Below are 19302 nucleotides of genomic sequence, written 5' to 3'. Positions count from 1 at the left end.
AAAGGGTCAGTCCTCCAGTGCGGCGAGGCCGGGGAGCGTCTTGCCCTCAAGGTATTCGAGGGAGGCGCCGCCACCGGTCGAAATGTGGCCGAATTCGGTCTCGTCGAAGCCCAGGATGCGGACGGCGGCGGCGGAGTCGCCACCGCCGACCACCGTGAAGCCCGGGGAGTCGAGGAGTGCCTGGGCGACCGCCTTGGTGCCCTCGGCGTAGTCGGGGTGCTCGAAGACGCCCATGGGGCCGTTCCAGAAGACGGTGGCGGCGTCGGCGAGCTTCGAGGCGTACAGCTTGCGGGACTCCGGACCGATGTCCAGGCCCATCTGGTCGTCGGGCATCGCGTCCGCGGCGACGGTGGCGGGGTTCGCGGGTGCCTTGCTCTTCAGGTCCGGGAAGTCTGTGGCGGTCAGCAGGTCGACGGGGAGGACCAGCTCGACACCGCTCTTCTCCGCACGCTCGATGTACTCGGTGACGGCCGGGATCTGGTCCTCCTGGAGGAGGGATGCGCCGACCTCGTATCCCTTGGCCTTGAGGAAGGTGTACGCCATGCCGCCGCCGATGAGCAGCCGGTCCGCCTTGGCGAGCAACTGGTCGATGACGGCGAGCTTGTCGGAGACCTTGGCGCCGCCGAGCGCGACGACGTAGGGCCGCTGGACGTCCTCGGTGAGCTTCTTCAGGACGCCGACCTCGGTGGCGATGAGGTAGCCGGCGTAGTGCGGCAGCCGGGACGGGAGGTCGTACACGGAGGCGTGCTTACGGTGGACCGCGCCGAAGCCGTCGCCGACGTAGACGTCCGCGAAGGCGGCCAGCCGGTCGGCGAACTCGCCGCGCTCGGCGTCGTCCTTGGAGGTCTCGCCGGCGTTGAAGCGCAGGTTCTCGATGACGGCGACCTGGCCGTCGGTCAGGCCGGCGACGGTGGTCGTGGCGGACTCGCCGACGGTGTCGGTGGCGAACAGGACGTCGGCGCCGAGGAGTTCGCCGATGCGCGCGGCGGCCGGCGCCAGGGAGAAAGCCGGGTCCGGGGCGCCCTTGGGGCGGCCCAGGTGCGAGGCCACGATCACGCGCGCGCCCGCCTCGGCCAGCGCCTTCACGGTCGGCAGGACGGCGCGGATGCGGCCGTCGTCGGTGATGACACCGTCGGCCAGCGGAACGTTGAGGTCGGCGCGGACGAAGACCCGTCGGCCGGCCACGCCTTCGGCGAGAAGTTCGTCGATCGTCTTCATGAGGGGACTCCTGAGTGGGCTCTGATGAATTCTCCCGCGAACACATCAGCCATTGATTGAGGAACCACGATGGCGAGCAGCCAGGTCCGCGAGAGCGGCGGCGGTTCAGCCGCAAAAAGGGGGCTCGGACAGCGCGTCAGTGCGCTGGCCGAGCCCTGCTCTCACATCGAGTTGCCTGCTCTGTGGATCAGAGCTGGTTGCCGACGAAGACCGTGAGGTCGACGAGGCGGTTGGAGTAGCCCCACTCGTTGTCGTACCAGCCGAGGATCTTCACCGACGTGCCCTCCTGGACCATGGTCAGGGAGGAGTCGAAGGTGCAGGACGACGGGTCGCTGACGATGTCCGAGGAGACGATCTCGTCCTCGGTGTAGGACAGGTAGCCCTGCAGCTCGCCCTCGGAGGCCTTCTTGAAGGCGGCGTTGACCTCGTCCTTGGTGACCTCGCGGGACAGCTCCACGACGAGGTCGGTGGCCGAGCCGGTCGGGACCGGAACACGCATCGCGATGCCGTCCAGCTTGCCCTTGAGCTGCGGCAGGACCAGGGCGGTGGCCTTGGCGGCACCGGTGGTGGTCGGGATGATGTTCTCCGCGGCGGCACGGGCGCGGCGCAGGTCCTTGTGCGGGAAGTCCAGGATGCGCTGGTCGTTCGTGTACGCGTGCACGGTCGTCATCAGACCCTTGACGATGCCGAAGTTCTCGTCGAGGACCTTGGCCATCGGCGCCACGCAGTTGGTGGTGCAGGAGGCGTTGGAGATGACGTGGTGGTTCGCCGGGTCGTACTTGTCGTGGTTGACGCCCATCACGATGGTGATGTCCTCGTCCTTGGCGGGAGCCGAGATGAGGACCTTCTTCGCACCGCCCGCGATGTGCTTCGCGGCGTCGTCCTTCTTGGTGAAGATGCCGGTCGACTCGATGACGATGTCGACGCCCAGCTCGCCCCACGGGATGTCGGCGGGGTTGCGCTCGGAGAGCACCTTGATGGTGTGGCCGTCGACGGTGATCGTGTCGGCGGTGTGGGTGACCTCCTGCTTGAGGCGCCCAAGGATCGTGTCGTACTTCAGCAGGTGAGCGGTGGTCGCGGTGTCACCCAGGTCGTTGACAGCCACGATCTCGATGTCTGCACCCTGCTCCAGCAGCGCGCGGAAGTAGTTACGACCGATGCGGCCAAAGCCGTTGATGCCTACGCGGATCGTCACGAACCGATCTCCTCGTTGGTACGCCGGTTTCGAGACCGGCGAGCTGTATGGGATGTCCCCGACCGCCTACGACCCTACCTCCCTGCGGCCTCGGTGGTGACATCGAGATGCCCCATACACGGCAGGGCGGCCCGTACCCGCCAGTAGGGGTACGGACCGCCTCGGCAGAGCGGCGTGATCCCTCACAGATCACTCGATTTCGCTACGAGGTGCCGGTCAACATTGACCGGCAGATTCACCCCTCGATCGCCTCCAACGCCTTGCCGATCAGGATCGTACGGCCGATGGGCGCGGCGACGTGCTCCAGGCCGAAGCCCAGCAGCACGGTGTCGTCCGTGGCGACAGCCCCGTACGTCTTGAACAACTCGCCCGTGCGTCCCCAGTCCTTGACCACCGCGGGACTGCCCGCGGGCGGTCCGGGGGTGCTCCAGGCACCGAGCGACGTCTCGAAGCCCTCGGTCTGGGCCGCGTCGCCGCCGACCACGACGGACGCGTTGTCGGCGAGGACGCCGCGGCCACCGACGCTGGAGTCGGACACGTAGCTGAGGGAGACCTCGACCGTCTTGCCGGCGTACGCGGAGAGGTCGAACGAGACCTCCTGCCAGCCGTCCGACGCCCCGGTGAGGCTGTTCCAGGAACCGGACGTGCCGGTGGGCGTGCAGGCCCCTCCGGCGAGGGTCAGATACCTCTTGAGGGCGGGATGCGCCTGGATGAAGTACCCGGCGCCGCACTCGGCGGGCACCGCGGTACTGGTCGCGCCCCCTGCCTCCGGCAGCGTGGTCCAGTCGTCGGCACCGGATGTGCGCGCCTCCAGGAGGACGTGGTCATAGGCCTCCTCGGTGTCCCACAGCAGCCTGGTGCGGAGAGTCGGCTTTTCGGACGCACTCACCGAGGTGAGGTCGATGGTGCGGGTGAGGCGGTTCCAGGCGTAGTCGCTGTGCGTGACGGCCGCCATGGAGGCGCCTTCGTACGGGCCGAACGGGTTGACGGTGCCGGGGTAGGCACCCGCTCCCGTGCTCTCGAACTGCGGGTAGCTGTCCACGGGCAGCGTGTCGGAGGTGACGCTGTACGACCCGGCCGCGTTCAGCGGGTTGCCGGGAGCGCCGCCCAGCGGTGTGCCGGCGCCCGCAAGCGGACCCGAGCCCTCGAAGGACGTGGCGTCCGGCAGGGGCGTACGGGTGTAGGCGCCCAGGTAGTACTGACTGAAGTCGTTCGACAGGGTGCCGCCGAGGTCGACGGAGCCGCCGGCCTGCTCGCCCGCCTCGATCAGCTTGCCGCCCTCGTTCAGGTAGGCGCGCAGCTGGAGCTGGGTGGCGTTGCCGGGGACGCCCGCGCCCGTGTAGTGGACGACCGTGTCGAAGTGGCTCAGCACGCCGAGCGCGTCGGGCGGGCCCTGTGTGGCGACGTCCCAGACGGTCGCCCTGCGGCCGTTGGCCTTCAGCGCGTCGACGTAGGTCTTCGCCTGCGTGGCGGCCGCGCCCTCTTCGGCGACCACCAGCGTGTCGGCTCTGGGCCGTTCGGCGATCGTGTAGGTGAAGTGCTCGCTGGAGACGGGCTTTCCGCTCCTGGTCTCGCCGGTGAACCAGACCTCGACCTTGTCGCCGGGTTCGCCGTTCTGGACCTTGGCCCGGTACTCGTCGAAGTGGATATTGTCCTCACCGCCGTACGTCTCACCGCCCTTCCAGGGCCGCAGCGCGTTGTCCCATGTACGGCCGCCGTTGACGCGGTACTTGAGTTCCTTGTCGCGCAACGACTTCCGTGCGACGACGGAGATTTCCTGGTCGGCGCCGCGGGAGTACGACGTCGTGAACGGCGCCGGCGTGAAGTCGGCGGCCTTCAGGCCGACCGAGGACGACGGCTGGTCGGGGTGCGCGGCGGACTCGGCGACGGAGAGCGCGAAGGGGATGTTCTTCGCGAACTCCTGCTGGATCAGCGTCTCGTCGTCCGGGAAGGTGAAGATCGACTGGCAGTCGTCCGGGTTCCACTGGTCGTCGGGGTTCACGTTCGAGGCGGTCTCGCAGGTCGACATCTCGGGGGTGAACATCGCCATGCCGTTGACGTTCGCCGCGTGGCCGTCGGCCTCGCCGTTGGTGACGTACAGCTCCGAGGAGACCTGCGGGTGGTAGCCGGGGATCGCGGAGTTCTCCGGGGTGCCGGCGAGGGTTTCGTAGACGACGTCGTCCGGGGTGGGGGTGGCGACCTGCCAGCCGACGCCGTAGAGGAGGAGTTCGGCTGCGGAGTGGTAGTTGATGCCGTACTCGAATCCGATCCGCTTCTCGAAGGCGTCCAGCGCCCGGGTCTCGGGCTCGGAGCCGGGGGCCGCGCCGCGGTAGGTCTGGCTGGTGGGATCGGGGGACGAACCCTCGTCGTCGTAGCCCCACTTGTAGGCGAAGTTGCGATTGAGATCGACGCCGTCGCCGGTACTGATGACTCCGTCGCCGTTGACGTCCCGCAGGTTCTTGCGCCACAGGCGGTTGTCGGAGTTCTCGAAGGTGTAGTCGTAGCCGTCCGGGTTGGCCGAGAGGACGAACCACAGCTCGGTCGAGTCGACGATCTTCTTGATGCGCTTGTCGGTGGCGTAGTTGTCCACGTAGTGGTGCATCAGCCGCCGGGTCATCTCCGGCGTGATCCATTCGCGAGCGTGCTGATTGGACATGTAGAGGACGGAGGGCTTGGCGCCGTCCTTCGTCTTCTTGGCGTTCTTGGTGAGCTTCAGCGCCAGGATGTCCTGGCCGTTGACCGTCTTGCCGATGGAGACGACCTTGGTCAGGTTTGGGTTGGCCTGCGCGGTGGCGAGGATCTCCTGCTGCAGTCCCCCGTCTCCGCCGTACGGGCGGAACACGCCCTCGGCCGCGGCCTCGACGCGGTCCTCGGCCTTGCCGGAGAGCGTGTGCTCGGTGAGGTCGACGCCCTGCTTCCCAAGCCTGTCGGCCTGTTGGTCGGTGAGATAGACCTCGACGGTGGCCGTGCCCTTGTCGGGCACCTGCTCGCCGAGTTCGTGGCCGTCCTGTCCGGCGGCCAGCAGCAGGGGTACCTGCTCCTTGGTGACGTCGGCGCGGAATACCTTGACCTCGTCCCCGCCGGAGGACGGAGTACCGCTCTGTGCCTGTGCGATGGGTGCGATACTCGCTCCGCCGATCAGGAGCGTGCCGACAGCGAGGATCGATCTCGCTCTGCGTCTCATGAACCCCCCTAGCAATGGTCGCCACAGCAGCGATCAGGTGCCAGGCTCATGACAATCCATGATCGAGTCAAGGGCGCCTCAAGGACGTGCAACACGCCGGTGCCGACGCCCGGTCAGGCGTCGGCACCGGCGTGTTGCGAGCGCGTCCGGTCAGCCCGCGTCGGCCATCTCCTCCGTGAGGCTGGACTCCGTGCCCGGGATGCCGAGGTCCTGGGCACGCTTGTCCGCCATCGCGAGCAGACGGCGGATACGGCCCGCCACGGCGTCCTTGGTCAGCGGAGGGTCGGCGAGCGCGCCGAGTTCCTCAAGGGATGCCTGCTTGTGCTCCATGCGCAGCCGGCCGGCCGCCGCGAGGTGCTCGGGCACATCGTCGCCGAGGATCTCCAGAGCGCGCTGGACGCGGGCGCCGGCGGCGACGGCCGCGCGCGCGGAGCGGCGCAGGTTGGCGTCGTCGAAGTTGGCGAGCCGATTCGCCGTGGCGCGGACCTCGCGGCGCATCCGGCGCTCCTCCCAGGCCAGCACGGACTCATGGGCGCCGAGCCGGGTCAGCAGGGCGCCGATGGCGTCGCCGTCACGGACGACGACCCGGTCGACGCCGCGTACCTCGCGGGCCTTGGCGGCGATCGACAGCCGACGGGCGGCGCCGACCAGGGCGAGCGCGGCCTCGGGCCCCGGGCAGGTCACTTCGAGGGAGGAGGAGCGGCCGGGCTCGGTCAGTGAGCCATGGGCGAGGAAGGCGCCGCGCCAGGCCGCCTCGGCGTCGCAGGTGGCCCCCGAGACCACCTGCGGGGGCAGGCCGCGGATCGGGCGGCCACGGCCGTCGACCAGGCCGGTCTGCCGGGCCAGCTGGTCACCGCCGGCGACGACCCGCACGACGTAGCGCGAACCGCGGCGCAGCCCGCCGGGCGCCATCACGATCAGCTCGGAGCTGTGGCCGAAGATCTCCAGGATGTCCCGCTTGAGCCGGCGGGCCGCCATCGCGGTGTCCAGCTCCGCCTCGATCACGATGCGCCCGCTCACCAGGTGGAGGCCGCCGGCGAACCGCAGAACGGCGGAGACCTCCGCCTTCCTGCAGCAGGTCCGGGTGACGGGGAGCCGGGAGATCTCATCCTTCACCGCTGCCGTCATCGCCATGGGCCGATCCTTCCATGCATCCGAAAAATACGGTCGTACGCGGCGGCCAGCAGCTCCGGGTCATGCCTGGGGCTCCCGTCCCTCCGGGCCACCGGCGCCAGCTCGACCGCCGCACCGAGCCGCTTGGCGGCCTCGGTGAGTAAACCGCGGTCGGGCACGGCGGCCTCGTCGGCCAGCACCACGTCCAGGGCGAGTTTAGGGGCGTGTCGTCCCAAAACCTCCAAATGACGCTGCGGGGAGAAGCCCTCGGTTTCTCCGGGCTGCGGGGCGAGGTTCAGGGAGAGTACCCGGCGTGCCTTCGTCTGCGTGAGGGCGTCCAGCAACTCGGGCACGAGCAGATGCGGGATGACCGAGGAGAACCAGGAACCGGGGCCGAGCACCACCCAGTCCGCGTCGAGGACCGCCTCGACGGCCTCGGGGACGGCGGGCGGGTCGTGCGGTACGAGGTGCACGGACTGCACCTCTCCGGGGGTGAGTGCGACGGTGGCCTGGCCGCGGACGGTGTCGATGTCCTCGGGCCGGTCGGGGGCGTGGCCCTTGACCAGGGCCTGGAGTTCCAGCGGTACGGCGGACATGGGCAGCACACGGCCGTGCGCGCCCAGCAGCCTGCCGACCAGGTCGAGGGCCTGGACATGGTCGCCGAGCTGTTCCCAGAGGGCGACGATCAGCAGATTGCCGACCGCGTGGTCGTGCAGGTCGCCCTTGGACTGGAAGCGGTGCTGGATGACGCGGGACCAGGTCTGGCCCCAGTCGTCGTCCCCGCACAGTGCGGCCAGCGCCTTGCGCAGGTCGCCGGGCGGCAGCACGCCCAGTTCCTCGCGCAGGCGCCCGCTGGAGCCGCCGTCGTCGGCCACCGTGACGACGGCGGTGAGGTCGCCGGTGATCCGGCGCAGTGCGGCGAGCGAGGCGGACAGGCCCATGCCGCCGCCGAGGGCGACGACCTTGGGCTGCGTGCCGCGGCGGCGCGCACGGCCGCCGCGTGCCTCGGCGGGCCGGCCGGCCCGGGCCTCGGGCACGGCCCGGCGCAGCCTGCTCAGCCGCGGAGTACGTCCTGTCATTCCCGTCCCATGTCCCGGTGTACGACCACTGTCTCCACACCCTCGGCCGCGAGACGCGCGGCGAGCTTCTCCGACATGGCGACCGAGCGGTGCTTGCCGCCGGTGCAGCCGATGGCGATGGTCACGTAGCGCTTGCCCTCACGGCGGTACCCGGCCGCGATCAGCCGCAGCAACTCGGCGTACCGGTCGAGGAACTCCTTGGCGCCGGGCTGGTTGAAGACGTAGGCGGCGACCTCCTCGTGGGTGCCGGTGTACGGGCGCAGCTCCGGGACCCAGTGCGGATTGGGCAGGAAGCGCATGTCCGCGACCAGGTCGGCGTCGACCGGGAGGCCGTACTTGAAGCCGAAGGACATGACGGTGGCCCGCAGCTCCGGCTCCTCCTCGCCGGCGAACTGGGCGTCCATCTTGGCGCGCAGCTCGTGCACGTTGAGGCTGGAGGTGTCGATCACCAGGTCGGCGTCGCCGCGCAGCTCGCGCAGCAGCTCACGTTCGGCGGCGATGCCGTCGACGATGCGGCCGTCGCCCTGGAGGGGGTGCGGGCGGCGCACCGACTCGAAGCGGCGGACCAGGGCGTCGTCGGAGGACTCCAGGAAGACGATCCGGCGTGTGACGTGCTTGGTCTCCAGGTCGGCGAGGGACTCGCGGAGGTTGTCGAAGAAGCGCCTGCCGCGGACGTCGACGACGACCGCGATCCGCGCGACGTTTCCCTGAGAGCGGGCGCCGAGCTCCACCATGGTGGGGATCAGCGCGGGTGGGAGGTTGTCCACGACGAACCAGCCGAGGTCCTCCAGACACTTGGCGGCCGTCGAGCGGCCGGCCCCGGACATGCCGGAGATGATCACCAGTTCGGGGATGGCCGCGTCGGGGGCCCCGGCCGTGTCGATGCCCGTACTCACTTGCTCTCCGTTGTCCTGCGGCGTGGGCTGCTGATCTTCCCGTGCTTCCTTGTGCGCTTGATCTCGCTGGGCTGTGGGTTGCTTTTCCTGCTCGCTCATCTCTCCATCCCCCGTCGCTCGTCCGGGGTGCCCGCGGACACGGGCTCCCCCGGGGTGCCCGCCGTCGTCTCGGACGCCCCGTCTTCCATGTCGTCCATGATCTCTCCGGTCGCCGTGTTCACAGCGGGTGCCGCCGAGGCCGCCTGGGCGAAGGCCACGGCGATGGTCTCGGCCGTCTTACGACCTATGCCCGGAACCTCGCAGATCTGGCCAATTGTCGCGGATCGCAACTTTTTCACCGACCCGAAGTGCTTGATCAATGCCTGTTTGCGTGTCTCCCCGAGTCCCGGCACATCGTCCAGGGGGCTCGACCGGAAGCGCTTGGCACGCTTGGTGCGCTGATAGGTGATCGCGAAACGGTGGGCCTCGTCCCGGACCCGCTGGAGCAGATAGAGGCCCTCGCTGGTGCGGGGCAGCACGACGGGGTCGTCCTCGTCGGGCACCCACACCTCCTCCAGGCGCTTGGCCAGCCCGCACACGGCGATGTCGTCGATGCCCAGCTCCTCCAGGGCCCGCTGGGCGGCCGCGACCTGCGGCCGGCCGCCGTCGACGACGACGAGCTGCGGCGGGTAGGCGAAGCGCTTGGGCCGTCCGTTCTCCTCGACGAGACCGTCCTCCTCGCTCCACTCCCCCGTCTTCTCCTTCTCTGCGAGGTACCGCCTGAAGCGGCGGGTGATCACCTCGTGCATGGAGCGGACGTCGTCCTGGCCCTCGAAGCCCTTGATCTGGAAGCGGCGGTACTCGCTCTTGCGCTGGAGGCCGTCCTCGAAGACGACCATGGAGGCCACGACGTCGTCGCCCTGGAGGTGCGAGATGTCGTAGCACTCGATCCGCAGCGGGGCGCTGTCCAGGTCGAGGGCCTCGGCGATCTCCTCCAGGGCGCGCGAGCGGGTGGTGAGGTCGGAGGCGCGCTTGGTCTTGTGCAGGGCGAGTGCCTGCTGGGCGTTGCGCTGCACCGTCTCCATGAGGGCCTTCTTGTCGCCGCGCTGCGGGATGCGCAGGGAGACGATCGAGCCGCGGCGGTCGGTGAGCCACTGCTGGACCGGTCCGACCGGGTCGGGCAGCGCCGGGACGAGGACCTCCTTGGGGACCGCGTCTCCCGTCTCCTCCCCGTAGAGCTGCTGGAGGGCGTGCTCCACCAGGGCGCCGGTGGTGATCTCCTCGACCTTGTCGGTCACCCAGCCGCGCTGGCCGCGCACGCGTCCGCCGCGGACGTGGAAGATCTGCACGGCCGCTTCCAGCTCGTCCTCGGCGACCGCGATGAGGTCGGCGTCGGTCGCGTCGGCGAGCACGACCGCGTTCTTCTCCATGGCCTTCTTCAGGGCCTCGATGTCGTCGCGCAGGCGGGCCGCCCGCTCGTACTCCATCTCCTCGGCCGCCACCGTCATCTGCTTCTCCAGACGGCGCAGGTACGTGCCCGTGCGGCCGGCCATGAAGTCGCTGAACTCCTCGGCGAGTTCGCGGTGCTCCGCGGCGGAGACCCGGCCGACGCAGGGCGCGGAGCACTTGCCGATGTAGCCGAGCAGGCAGGGGCGGCCGGTGCGGGCGGCGTTCTTGAAGACGCCGGCCGAGCAGGTGCGCACGGGGAAGACGCGCAGCAGGAGGTCGACGGTGTCGCGGATCGCCCATGCGTGCGCGTACGGCCCGAAGTAGCGCACGCCCTTCTTCTTGTGGCCGCGCATCACCTGCACACGCGGGAACTCCTCGTTCATCGTCACGGCGAGGTACGGGTAGCTCTTGTCGTCTCGGTACTTGACGTTGAACCGGGGGTCGTACTCCTTGATCCAGGAGTACTCCAGCTGCAGTGCCTCGACCTCCGTGGACACCACGGTCCACTCCACGGACGCGGCCGTGGTGACCATGGTGCGGGTGCGGGGGTGCAGGCCCGCCAGGTCCTGGAAGTAGTTCGCCAGGCGCTGGCGCAGGCTCTTCGCCTTTCCGACGTAGATCACCCGGCGGTGCTCGTCACGGAACCTGTACACCCCGGGAGAGTCGGGGATCTGTCCCGGCTTGGGGCGGTAGCTGGAGGGGTCGGCCATGTTTCACACCCTACTGGCGAGGGGTGACAGAGCGACGAGCCTGTGGATAACGCCCACCAAGCCTCGAAAAAGGTCAGGACGGCGAGGACACGGCGGGGGGAAGTCGGTGCCCTGCTGGACGTTCAGCCTGCTCCGGACGCTGGGGACGGACGTGCTTTCGACGGTGCCCGGTGACGCTGAGGCGGGACAGCGGGTCGTGGTGGCGCCGGGCGGAGAACAGCGTCGACAGCGGCACGCGCCGACACGACGACGATGCCGGTGCCGGGGGAGCGCCCGCGGATCTTGCGGGCCGCCTTCAGGCCCGCGGTGGGGTGTCCGGCGGCATCGTCATATCGACTATCCCGAGGTCGGGTCCGCGCTCGGCGATCAGTTCCAGGTGCCGTTACGCGTCACCCGCCCGGCCCACCACGCCGTATCCGACGTGCCGGCTTGACCTCGTGGACGACGGCACGGCCGGGAGTGCGCCGTCCGTTCCGCATCAGGTGTTGTCGGGGCCTGGTCGACACGCTTCAATGCGGGGGAACTCAGGGCGTTGAACGCAGGCGCACGGATGTGAAGACTTCCCCGGCGCCGACGGGGGTGGCCCCTGACAACCCGCGCGAACGGCCTGACCAGCCGTTGAACATCGACAGAAAGGCCCCTGCATGCCGCACGCCACCCAAGCCGCGGACGTCGCCGCCGCCGAACTGGACACGGCCCTGCGAGGCGGCCCGTTCCACGTCGCGCTGCGCGCCGCGATCGCCGCCCGTGCACTGCCGCTGCAGCGCGTGCAGCACCATCTGTCCCGCTACGGCGTCAAAGTCGGTGTGACGAGCCTGAGTTACTGGCAGCAGGGAGCACGGCGCCCGCAGCGCCCCGAGTCGCTACGGGCCGTACGGGCACTGGAGGAGATTCTCGGGCTGCCGGAGGAGTCCCTGATCCGGCTGCTCTCCGACACCGACGAAACCTGCGCCGCGCAGCGGCCCGCCGGTCGCTCCTACCGCGCCTGCGTCGAGGCCTCGGGCGTCCTGGAACGGCTGCTGGCCGACCTCGACTCGCCGCCCGACGGCGGGCTGCATGCCCTCGGCCACCACGAGCGGATACGGATCGGGGCGCACCGCGAACTCCAGGGCCGCGAGTCGCACCACATCGTGCGCGCCCACCGGGACGGCGTCGACCGCTTCTTCGCCGTCCACCACGGCGACGAAGGATGCGCTCCGGAGCGTGTGGCCGTGCACGCCCTTGAGAACTGCCGCACGGGACGCGTCCGTTGGGATCACGCCACGGGTGTGCTCGTGGCCGAGCTGCTCTTCGACGCCCGGCTGCGGGTCGGCGACACCTTCCTCTTCCGGTACGGCGTCGAGGACGGCACCGCCGGCGTGTCCCGCGAGTACGTTCGCGGGTCCGGGCCCGCGGGCGGCCAGTACGCCCTCCAGGTGCGCTTCGACGAACACGCCCTTCCCGTGCGCTGCCACCGGTTCCACCAGCACTCGCCGGCCGCACCGCGCAGCAGCCGCCAGGAGCTGACGCTCAGCGGACGGCACCACTCGGTGCACATCGTCGAGCCGCGACTGCGGACGGGGACAGTGGGGATCGGGTGGGACTGGAAGTGACGGGGCGAGGCCGCGGGCCGACTCCGGTTCAGCCAGGTCAAGCCGGTATCCCGTCCGAACGGCAGACCTAGACGTAAACGCTTGCGCAAGCGTTTACGTCTACTGCCGGATGGGATACCTTCCCGGTCGGAGGGCTTGCGCGGGCCCGAGGAAGGGGAACGGCAAGTGCCGACCATGGCCGATGTCGCCCGGAGCGCCGGCGTGTCCGTGGCGACCGTGTCGCACGTGCTGAACGACACCCGCCCGGTGCTGCCCCACACCCGTCAGGCAGTCCTGGATGCCATGGAGGAGCTCGGCTACACGCCGAACACCCTCGCCCGCTCGCTGGTCACGTCCCGCACGCGCTCGATCGGGCTCGCGGTGTCGGCGATCAGTAACCCGTACTTCACGGAGATCCTCCAGGGTGTCGAAGCCGGCGCCCTGGAGCACGGCTACGGCCTGCTCATCGCCGACCCGCACGACGACCCCGGGCACGAGCGCAAGGTCGCCCAACTCCTGCACGAGCGACGCGTGGACGGCATGATCATCGCCCCCTCCGCGGATCCGCGTGAACTCCTCGCGTACCTCGACCGGCACGCCGTACCGACCGTGCTCCTCGACCGGGTGGTCGACACCGGCGGGGCGCCACGCTTCGACCAGGTCTGCGCCGAGAGTGCGGCACCGACGACGCAGTTGGTCAGCCATCTCGCCGAGCTGGGCCACCGGCGTATCGGCCTGGTCGCGGGCCTGCCCGGGCTCAGCACCACCGCCGAGCGGATCACCGGCTACCGGCACGGCCTCGCCGCCGCCGGGCTGCCGTACGACGAACGCCTCGTCGTGCACGGCGACTCGCAGTCGAAGGGCGCCGAGCGGGCCACCGCTGCCCTGCTGTCCCTCGGCGCACCACCCAGCGCGCTGGTCACCGCCAACAACGCGATGACGCTCGGCGCCCTGCGCGCGCTGCGCAAACACGGCCGGTCCGTGCCCGACGACATCGCCCTGTGCTGCTTCGACGACTTCGCCTGGGCGGACCTGTTCTCGCCCCGGCTCACCGCGATCGCGCAGCCCAGCAGGGAGATCGGGGCCGAGGCGGTCCGGGTGCTGCTGGACCGCCTCACCTCGCCGGACCGGCCCGCCCGGACCGTTCGGCTCGACTGCACTTTCGTCCACCGCACGTCGTGCGGCTGCGCCGAGCAGCCCGTACAGCCCCGCACGCCCGAGAGAGGAACCGACTCGTGATCGTCGTCGCCGGTGAGGCCCTGATCGACCTGGTACCGCAGGGCCGGGGCGCCCTCGCGGGCCTGAAGCCGGCACTCGGCGGCGGACCGTACAACACGGCGGTCGCCCTCGGCCGTCTCGGCTCTCCCACGGCCTTCTGCTCCCGGACATCGCACGACGCCTTCGGCGAGGCGCTGCTCGACGGGCTCCGGCAGGCGGGCGTGGACGTGTCGGCCGTGCAGCGCGGCGCCGAACCGACCACCCTCGCGGTCGCCACGATCGACGGGAACGGCTCCGCCGCCTACTCCTTCTACGTCGAGGGCACTGCCGACCGGCTCTTCAGCGCGCCCGACCGGCTTTCCGAATCGGTCCGCGCGGTGTCCTTCGGCACCTGCTCGCTCGTCCTGGAACCAGGTGCGACCGCGTACGAGGGGCTGATGCGCACCGCGTCCGCGCAAGGCGTGTTCACCGTGCTCGACCCGAACATCCGCGCCGGACTGATCCCTGATGCGGACGCCTACCGCGCTCGCTTCAAGAGCTGGCTGCCGTCGGTGTCCCTGGTCAAGCTCTCCGAGGAGGACGCCCTGTGGCTGGGCGGCACTCCGCGCGAGTGGCTGTCCGCGGGACCCTCGGCGGTCGTGATCACGCAGGGCGGCGACGGACTGACCGCCTTCACCCGGGACGGCGCGGTGCATTCCGTGCCGGGCGAGGCGGTCGACGTCGTCGACACGATCGGCGCCGGTGACACCGTGAACGCGGCCCTGTTGCACGGCCTGTCCGCGTGGGACGCCCTGTCTCCGGAGGCGCTGACGGAGCTGGGTGCCGAGGGCTGGACCCGGCTGCTGCGGTTCGCTGCGCGGGCAGCGGCGATCACCTGCTCACGGGCGGGGGCGGAGCCGCCGTACGCCTCTGAGCTGGATGATCTGTAGCCGATGCTTCCGGTGGGGTGCCGCCACGCAGGGTTTCCGTGCGCGGCGGCACCAGCTCTCGGGCGGACCGGCTCAGGCCTTGCGGGCCCGCGTCGTCTTCTTCGCGGGCGCGGCCTTCTTGCTGGCGCCGGCCGCCTTCTTGGTCGCCGTGTTGTTGGCAGTCCTGGCCGTGGCCGTCTTCTTCGCCGTCGACTTGGCCGCGACCGTCTTCTGGGCCGTGCTGCGCGGGGCCTTGACGTCGGCCGCGTCGCTGATGCGGTCGGCGCCGAGGATCTCCTGCAGGAACTTGCCCGTGTGGCTGGTGGGAACTCCGGCGACCTCCTCGGGCGTGCCCTCGGCGACCACGAGGCCGCCGCCCGCTCCGCCCTCGGGGCCCATGTCGACAACCCAGTCGGCCGTCTTGATCACGTCGAGGTTGTGCTCGATGACGATGACGGTGTTGCCCTTGTCGACCAGGCCGCCCAGCACCGCCAGCAGCTTGCTGATGTCCTCGAAGTGCAGACCGGTCGTCGGCTCGTCCAGGACGTAGACCGTGCGTCCGGTGGAGCGCTTCTGGAGTTCGCTGGCGAGCTTCACGCGCTGGGCCTCACCGCCGGACAGGGTGGTCGCGGACTGGCCGAGACGGACGTACCCGAGACCGACGTCGTGCAGCGTCCTGAGGTGGCGGGCGATCGCGGGGACGGCCTCGAAGAAGTGCAGGGCCTCCTCGATCGGCATGTTCAGGACCTCGGCGATGGACTTGCCCTTGTAGTGGACCTCCAGGGTCTCCCGGTTGTAGCGGGCGCCGTGGCAGACCTCGCACGGGACGTACACGTCCGGGAGGAAGTTCATCTCGATCTTGATCGTGCCGTCGCCCGCGCAGTTCTCGCAGCGACCGCCCTTGACGTTGAAGGAGAAGCGGCCCGGCATGTAGCCGCGGACCTTCGCCTCGGTCGTCTCGGCGAACAGCTTGCGGATGTGGTCGAAGACACCGGTGTACGTCGCCGGGTTCGACCGCGGCGTACGGCCGATGGGCGACTGGTCGACGTGTACGACCTTGTCGACGAGGTCGTCGCCGTCCACGCGCGTGTGCCGCCCCGGAACGCTCCGCGCGCCGTTCAGTTCACGGGCCAGGTGGGTGTACAGGATGTCGTTGACCAGCGTCGACTTGCCGGAGCCGGACACGCCCGTGACGGCGGTGAACACGCCGAGCGGGAACGAGACGTCGATGTCCTGGAGGTTGTTCTCGCGGGCGCCGTGCACCGTGAGCCGGCGCGTGGGGTCGTGCGGACGCCGGATGTCGGGCAGCGGGATGGACTTCCTGCCGGACAGGTACTGCCCCGTCTGCGACTCGGCGTTGTCGAGCAGCCCCTTCAGGGAACCGCTGTGCACGACCTTGCCGCCGTGCTCACCTGCGCCGGGGCCGATGTCGACGACCCAGTCGGCGACCTTGATGGTGTCCTCGTCGTGCTCGACGACGATGAGCGTGTTGCCCATGTCGCGCAGCCGCACCAGGGTCTCGATGAGCCGGTGGTTGTCGCGCTGGTGCAGGCCGATGGACGGCTCGTCGAGGACGTACAGGACGCCGACGAGGCCGGAGCCGATCTGGGTGGCCAGCCGGATGCGCTGGGCCTCGCCGCCGGAGAGCGTGCCGGCCGCGCGGTTCAGCGAGAGGTAGTCGAGGCCGACGTCGACCAGGAATCTCAGCCGCTCGTTGACCTCCTTCAGTACGCGCTCGGCGATCTTCTTGTCGCGCGCGCTGAGCTTCAGCTCGCCCAGGAATTCGGCGCAGTCGCTGATGGACATCGCGGAGACCTCCGCGATCGACTTCTCCATGATCGTGACCGCTAGGACGATCGGCTTCAGGCGCGTGCCCTCGCAGGTGGGACAGGGCACCTCGCGCATATAGCCCTCGAAGCGCTCGCGGCTGGCGTCGCTCTCGGCCTCGCTGTGCCGGCGCTTGACGAAGGGGACGGCGCCTTCGAAGGGCGTCGTGTACACGCGCTCGCGGCCGTACCTGTTCCGGTACCGGACCTCGATCTGCGTCTTGTGGCCGTACAGCAGGGCCTTCCTGGCACGCTGCGGGAGCCCCGCGAAGGGGATGTCCGTCCGGAATCCCAACGCATTCGCGAGGGCGCCGGTCAGGCGGCCGAAGTAGTCCTTGGTGTGGCCGTGCGACCAGGGGTGGATGGCGCCCTCGTCGAGGGACTTGTCCTCGTCCGGGACGATCAGCTCGGCGTCGACCTCCATGCGCGTGCCGATGCCGGTGCACTCGGGGCAGGCGCCGAAGGGCGAGTTGAAGGAGAAGGAGCGGGGCTCCAGCTCCTCGAAGGACAGATCGTCGTATGCGCAGTAGAGGTGCTCCGAGTACATGCGCTCGCGCTCGGGGTCGTCCTCGGGGAGGTCGACGAAGTCGAGCACGACCATGCCGCCGGAGAGGCCGAGGGCGGTCTCGACGGAGTCGGTGAGGCGGCGCTTGGCGGAGTCCTTCACCGTGAGTCGGTCGACGACCACCTCGATGGTGTGCTTCTCCTGCTTCTTCAGCGTGGGCGGGCTGGAGAGCTGGATGGTCTCGCCGTCCACCCGCGCGCGGGAGTAGCCCTTGGTCTGGAGATCTGCGAAGAGGTCGACGAACTCGCCCTTGCGCTCGCGCACCAGCGGCGACAGCACCTGGAAGCGGCTCCCCTCCGGCAGCTCCAGGACCTTGTCGACGATGGCCTGCGGCGACTGCCGCGAGATCGGGCGGCCGCACTCGGGACAGTGCGGCTTGCCGATGCGGGCGAAGAGCAGGCGCAGGTAGTCGTAGACCTCGGTGATGGTGCCGACCGTGGAGCGCGGGTTGCGCGAGGTCGACTTCTGGTCGATGGAGACGGCCGGGGACAGGCCCTCGATGAAGTCGACGTCCGGCTTGTCCATCTGCCCGAGGAACTGGCGGGCGTACGAGGACAGCGACTCCACATACCGCCGCTGGCCCTCCGCGAAGATGGTGTCGAAGGCCAGCGAGGACTTGCCCGACCCCGACAGGCCCGTGAAGACGATGAGCGAGTCGCGTGGCAGGTCGAGCGAGACATTCTTGAGATTGTGCTCGCGCGCGCCACGGACGATGAGACGGTCGGCCACGCCGGTCCGCACCTTTCTTGAGAGAAGTGACAGGGGCGAGGCCCCCGTGCTTTCTCAGACTAGGGGGAGCCACTGACAACGCCGGGTCGGATTCCCGAAGGCATAACAATGCCGAGCCATCCAGCATGCCCGACACCGCTCCCGACGATATAGCACGGGCATTCGATTTACGGCACCCGTTCACCACCTTCACCCAAAGGTGTGGCGGAGCTAGGGTCAGCACCATGATTGATCACGCTCGTGACCTGGTGTCTGTACGTGACGCGACGGAGCGGCTGCTCACCGCAGCCGCCAAGCTGGACGACGCGGCACTGACCGAGCCGTCACTGCTCCCCCGCTGGACCCGTGGCCATGTACTCGCCCACCTCGCCCGCAATGCGGACGCCCTCGTGAACGTCCTTGAGGGCCGGCCCATGTACGTCTCCGGCGAGGCCCGGGACGCCGACATCGAGCGCGACGCCCCGCGCCCCCTCGACATCCAGCTCGCCGACGTACGCGACACCGCCGCTCGCTTCCAGGAGGCGGGGGCCGCGCCCGCGGACTGGTCGCGCACGGTGGAACTGCGGGGCGGGGTGACCGACTCGGCGTCCCGGGTGCCGTTCCGGCGGTGGATGGAGGTGGATCTGCACCATGTCGACCTCGGGATCGGGTACGAGCTGGAGGATCTGCCGGAGGAATTCGTCGAGCGGGCGGTCGACTTCCTCGCGGCGCGGTTCACGGGCCACCCCGACGTGCCGCCCACCCGCATCACGGACGGCACGCGCGCGTGGAGCACGGGCCGGGGGGCCGGTGCCCCGGACATCACCGTCACGGGGAGCCGGCCCGACCTGCTCGGCTGGCTCGCCGGGCGCCGGGACGGCTCCGGGCTGACCGCGGGCGGTGGTCCACTGCCTGCGCTGCCTTCGCTGTAGGGGCGTGGCCGGTTCTCGGGACACCTGCCCGCTATAGGCTGCCGCCATGACGTACAGCGGAGAGGTGACGGTCGGCGGCCCGGCGGACGTGCACGAGCTGAAGGACCTGATGATCACCAAGATCGCGGTCGGTCCGATGGACAACAACTGCTATCTGCTGCGCTGCCGGGCCACGGACGAGCAGCTGCTGATCGACGCCGCCAACGACGCGGAGACGCTGATCGGCATGATCGGCGACGACGGCATCGCGTCCGTCGTCACCACGCATCAGCACGGGGACCACTGGCAGGCACTCGCAGCAGTCGTCGCGGCCACCGGCGCACGCACCCACGCCGGCCGGAACGACGCCGACGGAATCCCCGTGCCGACCGACGTCCTGGTCGACGACGGCGACACCATCCGGGTGGGGCGCGTGGAACTCACCGCACGCCACCTGGTCGGACACACACCGGGCTCCATCGCCCTCGTCTACGACGACCCGCACGGACATCCCCACGTCTTCACCGGCGACTGCCTCTTCCCGGGGGGTGTGGGCAACACCCGCAAGGACCCGAAGGCGTTCGCCAGCCTGATCCACGACGTCGAGACGAAGATCTTCGACGCCCTCCCGGACGAGACCTGGGTCTACCCGGGGCACGGCAACGACACGACCCTGGGCGCGGAGCGACCGCATCTTCCGGAGTGGCACGCGCGCGGCTGGTGAGAGCGGGGGTGGTGAGCCCGGAACGGGAGAGGTGGCCATGGGAGAGGT

The 19302-nt window shown here is 69.8% G+C and carries 13 protein-coding genes; 5 read left to right on the top strand and 8 right to left on the bottom strand.

What is annotated here, in order from left to right; all coding sequences use genetic code 11:
• Positions 1–6: 6 nt before the first annotated feature.
• The 7 genes from GFH49_RS15395 to uvrC form a co-directional block, all read right to left on the bottom strand.
• Complete coding sequence (locus tag GFH49_RS15395; RefSeq protein WP_155056448.1) at positions 7–1218, bottom strand: phosphoglycerate kinase; 1212 nt, start codon at positions 1216–1218, stop codon at positions 7–9.
• Positions 1219–1405: 187 nt separating this feature from the next.
• Positions 1406–2413 (bottom strand): type I glyceraldehyde-3-phosphate dehydrogenase, encoded by a 1008-nt coding sequence (gene gap / locus GFH49_RS15390; RefSeq protein ID WP_155056447.1) that lies wholly within the window; start codon positions 2411–2413, stop codon positions 1406–1408.
• A gap of 235 nt (positions 2414–2648) precedes the next feature.
• Complete coding sequence (locus tag GFH49_RS15385) at positions 2649–5597, bottom strand: M14 family metallopeptidase (protein ID WP_155056446.1); 2949 nt, start codon at positions 5595–5597, stop codon at positions 2649–2651.
• Positions 5598–5747: 150 nt separating this feature from the next.
• The gene (gene whiA, locus GFH49_RS15380) at positions 5748–6731 is read right to left on the bottom strand and encodes a DNA-binding protein WhiA (protein WP_155056445.1); all 984 of its coding nucleotides are present in this window, start codon (positions 6729–6731) and stop codon (positions 5748–5750) included.
• A complete protein-coding gene (locus GFH49_RS15375) occupies positions 6722–7789 on the bottom strand; it encodes a gluconeogenesis factor YvcK family protein (protein ID WP_155056444.1) in 1068 nt (355 codons plus the stop codon). The genes whiA and GFH49_RS15375 overlap by 10 nt, the downstream gene beginning before the upstream one ends.
• Positions 7786–8784 carry an RNase adapter RapZ gene (gene rapZ, locus GFH49_RS15370; protein WP_155056443.1) on the bottom strand — a complete coding sequence of 333 codons (999 nt, stop codon included), beginning with the start codon at positions 8782–8784 and terminating at the stop codon, positions 7786–7788. Before rapZ ends, GFH49_RS15375 begins: the two co-directional genes overlap by 4 nt.
• On the bottom strand, positions 8781–10823 hold the full coding sequence (gene uvrC, locus GFH49_RS15365) for an excinuclease ABC subunit UvrC (protein ID WP_155056442.1): 2043 nt from the start codon (positions 10821–10823) through the stop codon (positions 8781–8783). The genes rapZ and uvrC overlap by 4 nt, the downstream gene beginning before the upstream one ends.
• Before the next feature lie 644 nt (positions 10824–11467).
• Between uvrC and GFH49_RS15360 the strand changes: the two genes are divergently transcribed.
• From GFH49_RS15360 to GFH49_RS15350, 3 genes are all read left to right on the top strand, one after another.
• Positions 11468–12415 carry a hypothetical protein gene (locus tag GFH49_RS15360; RefSeq protein WP_155056441.1) on the top strand — a complete coding sequence of 316 codons (948 nt, stop codon included), beginning with the start codon at positions 11468–11470 and terminating at the stop codon, positions 12413–12415.
• 165 nt (positions 12416–12580) lie between these two features.
• Positions 12581–13633, top strand: a complete 1053-nt coding sequence (locus GFH49_RS15355) for a LacI family DNA-binding transcriptional regulator (protein ID WP_155056440.1) — start codon at positions 12581–12583, stop codon at positions 13631–13633.
• On the top strand, positions 13630–14541 hold the full coding sequence (locus GFH49_RS15350) for a carbohydrate kinase family protein (protein ID WP_155056439.1): 912 nt from the start codon (positions 13630–13632) through the stop codon (positions 14539–14541). Before GFH49_RS15355 ends, GFH49_RS15350 begins: the two co-directional genes overlap by 4 nt.
• A gap of 72 nt (positions 14542–14613) precedes the next feature.
• On the opposite strand, the gene uvrA is transcribed toward GFH49_RS15350, so the two are convergent.
• On the bottom strand, positions 14614–17640 hold the full coding sequence (uvrA, locus tag GFH49_RS15345; protein WP_155056438.1) for an excinuclease ABC subunit UvrA: 3027 nt from the start codon (positions 17638–17640) through the stop codon (positions 14614–14616).
• A gap of 224 nt (positions 17641–17864) precedes the next feature.
• Between uvrA and GFH49_RS15340 the strand changes: the two genes are divergently transcribed.
• Entirely contained in the window at positions 17865–18551 is a 687-nt protein-coding gene (locus tag GFH49_RS15340) for a maleylpyruvate isomerase family mycothiol-dependent enzyme (protein WP_155056437.1), read from the top strand.
• 46 nt (positions 18552–18597) lie between these two features.
• Positions 18598–19254 (top strand): MBL fold metallo-hydrolase, encoded by a 657-nt coding sequence (locus GFH49_RS15335; protein ID WP_155056436.1) that lies wholly within the window; start codon positions 18598–18600, stop codon positions 19252–19254.
• Positions 19255–19302: the final 48 nt, after the last annotated feature.

This window comes from Streptomyces blattellae, assembly GCF_009709555.1.
In the GTDB taxonomy this organism is placed as follows: Bacteria; Actinomycetota; Actinomycetes; order Streptomycetales; family Streptomycetaceae; genus Streptomyces; species Streptomyces blattellae.
The sequence above is the reverse complement of the archived record's forward strand: the minus strand, read 5'-3'. Positions and strand labels throughout refer to the sequence as shown.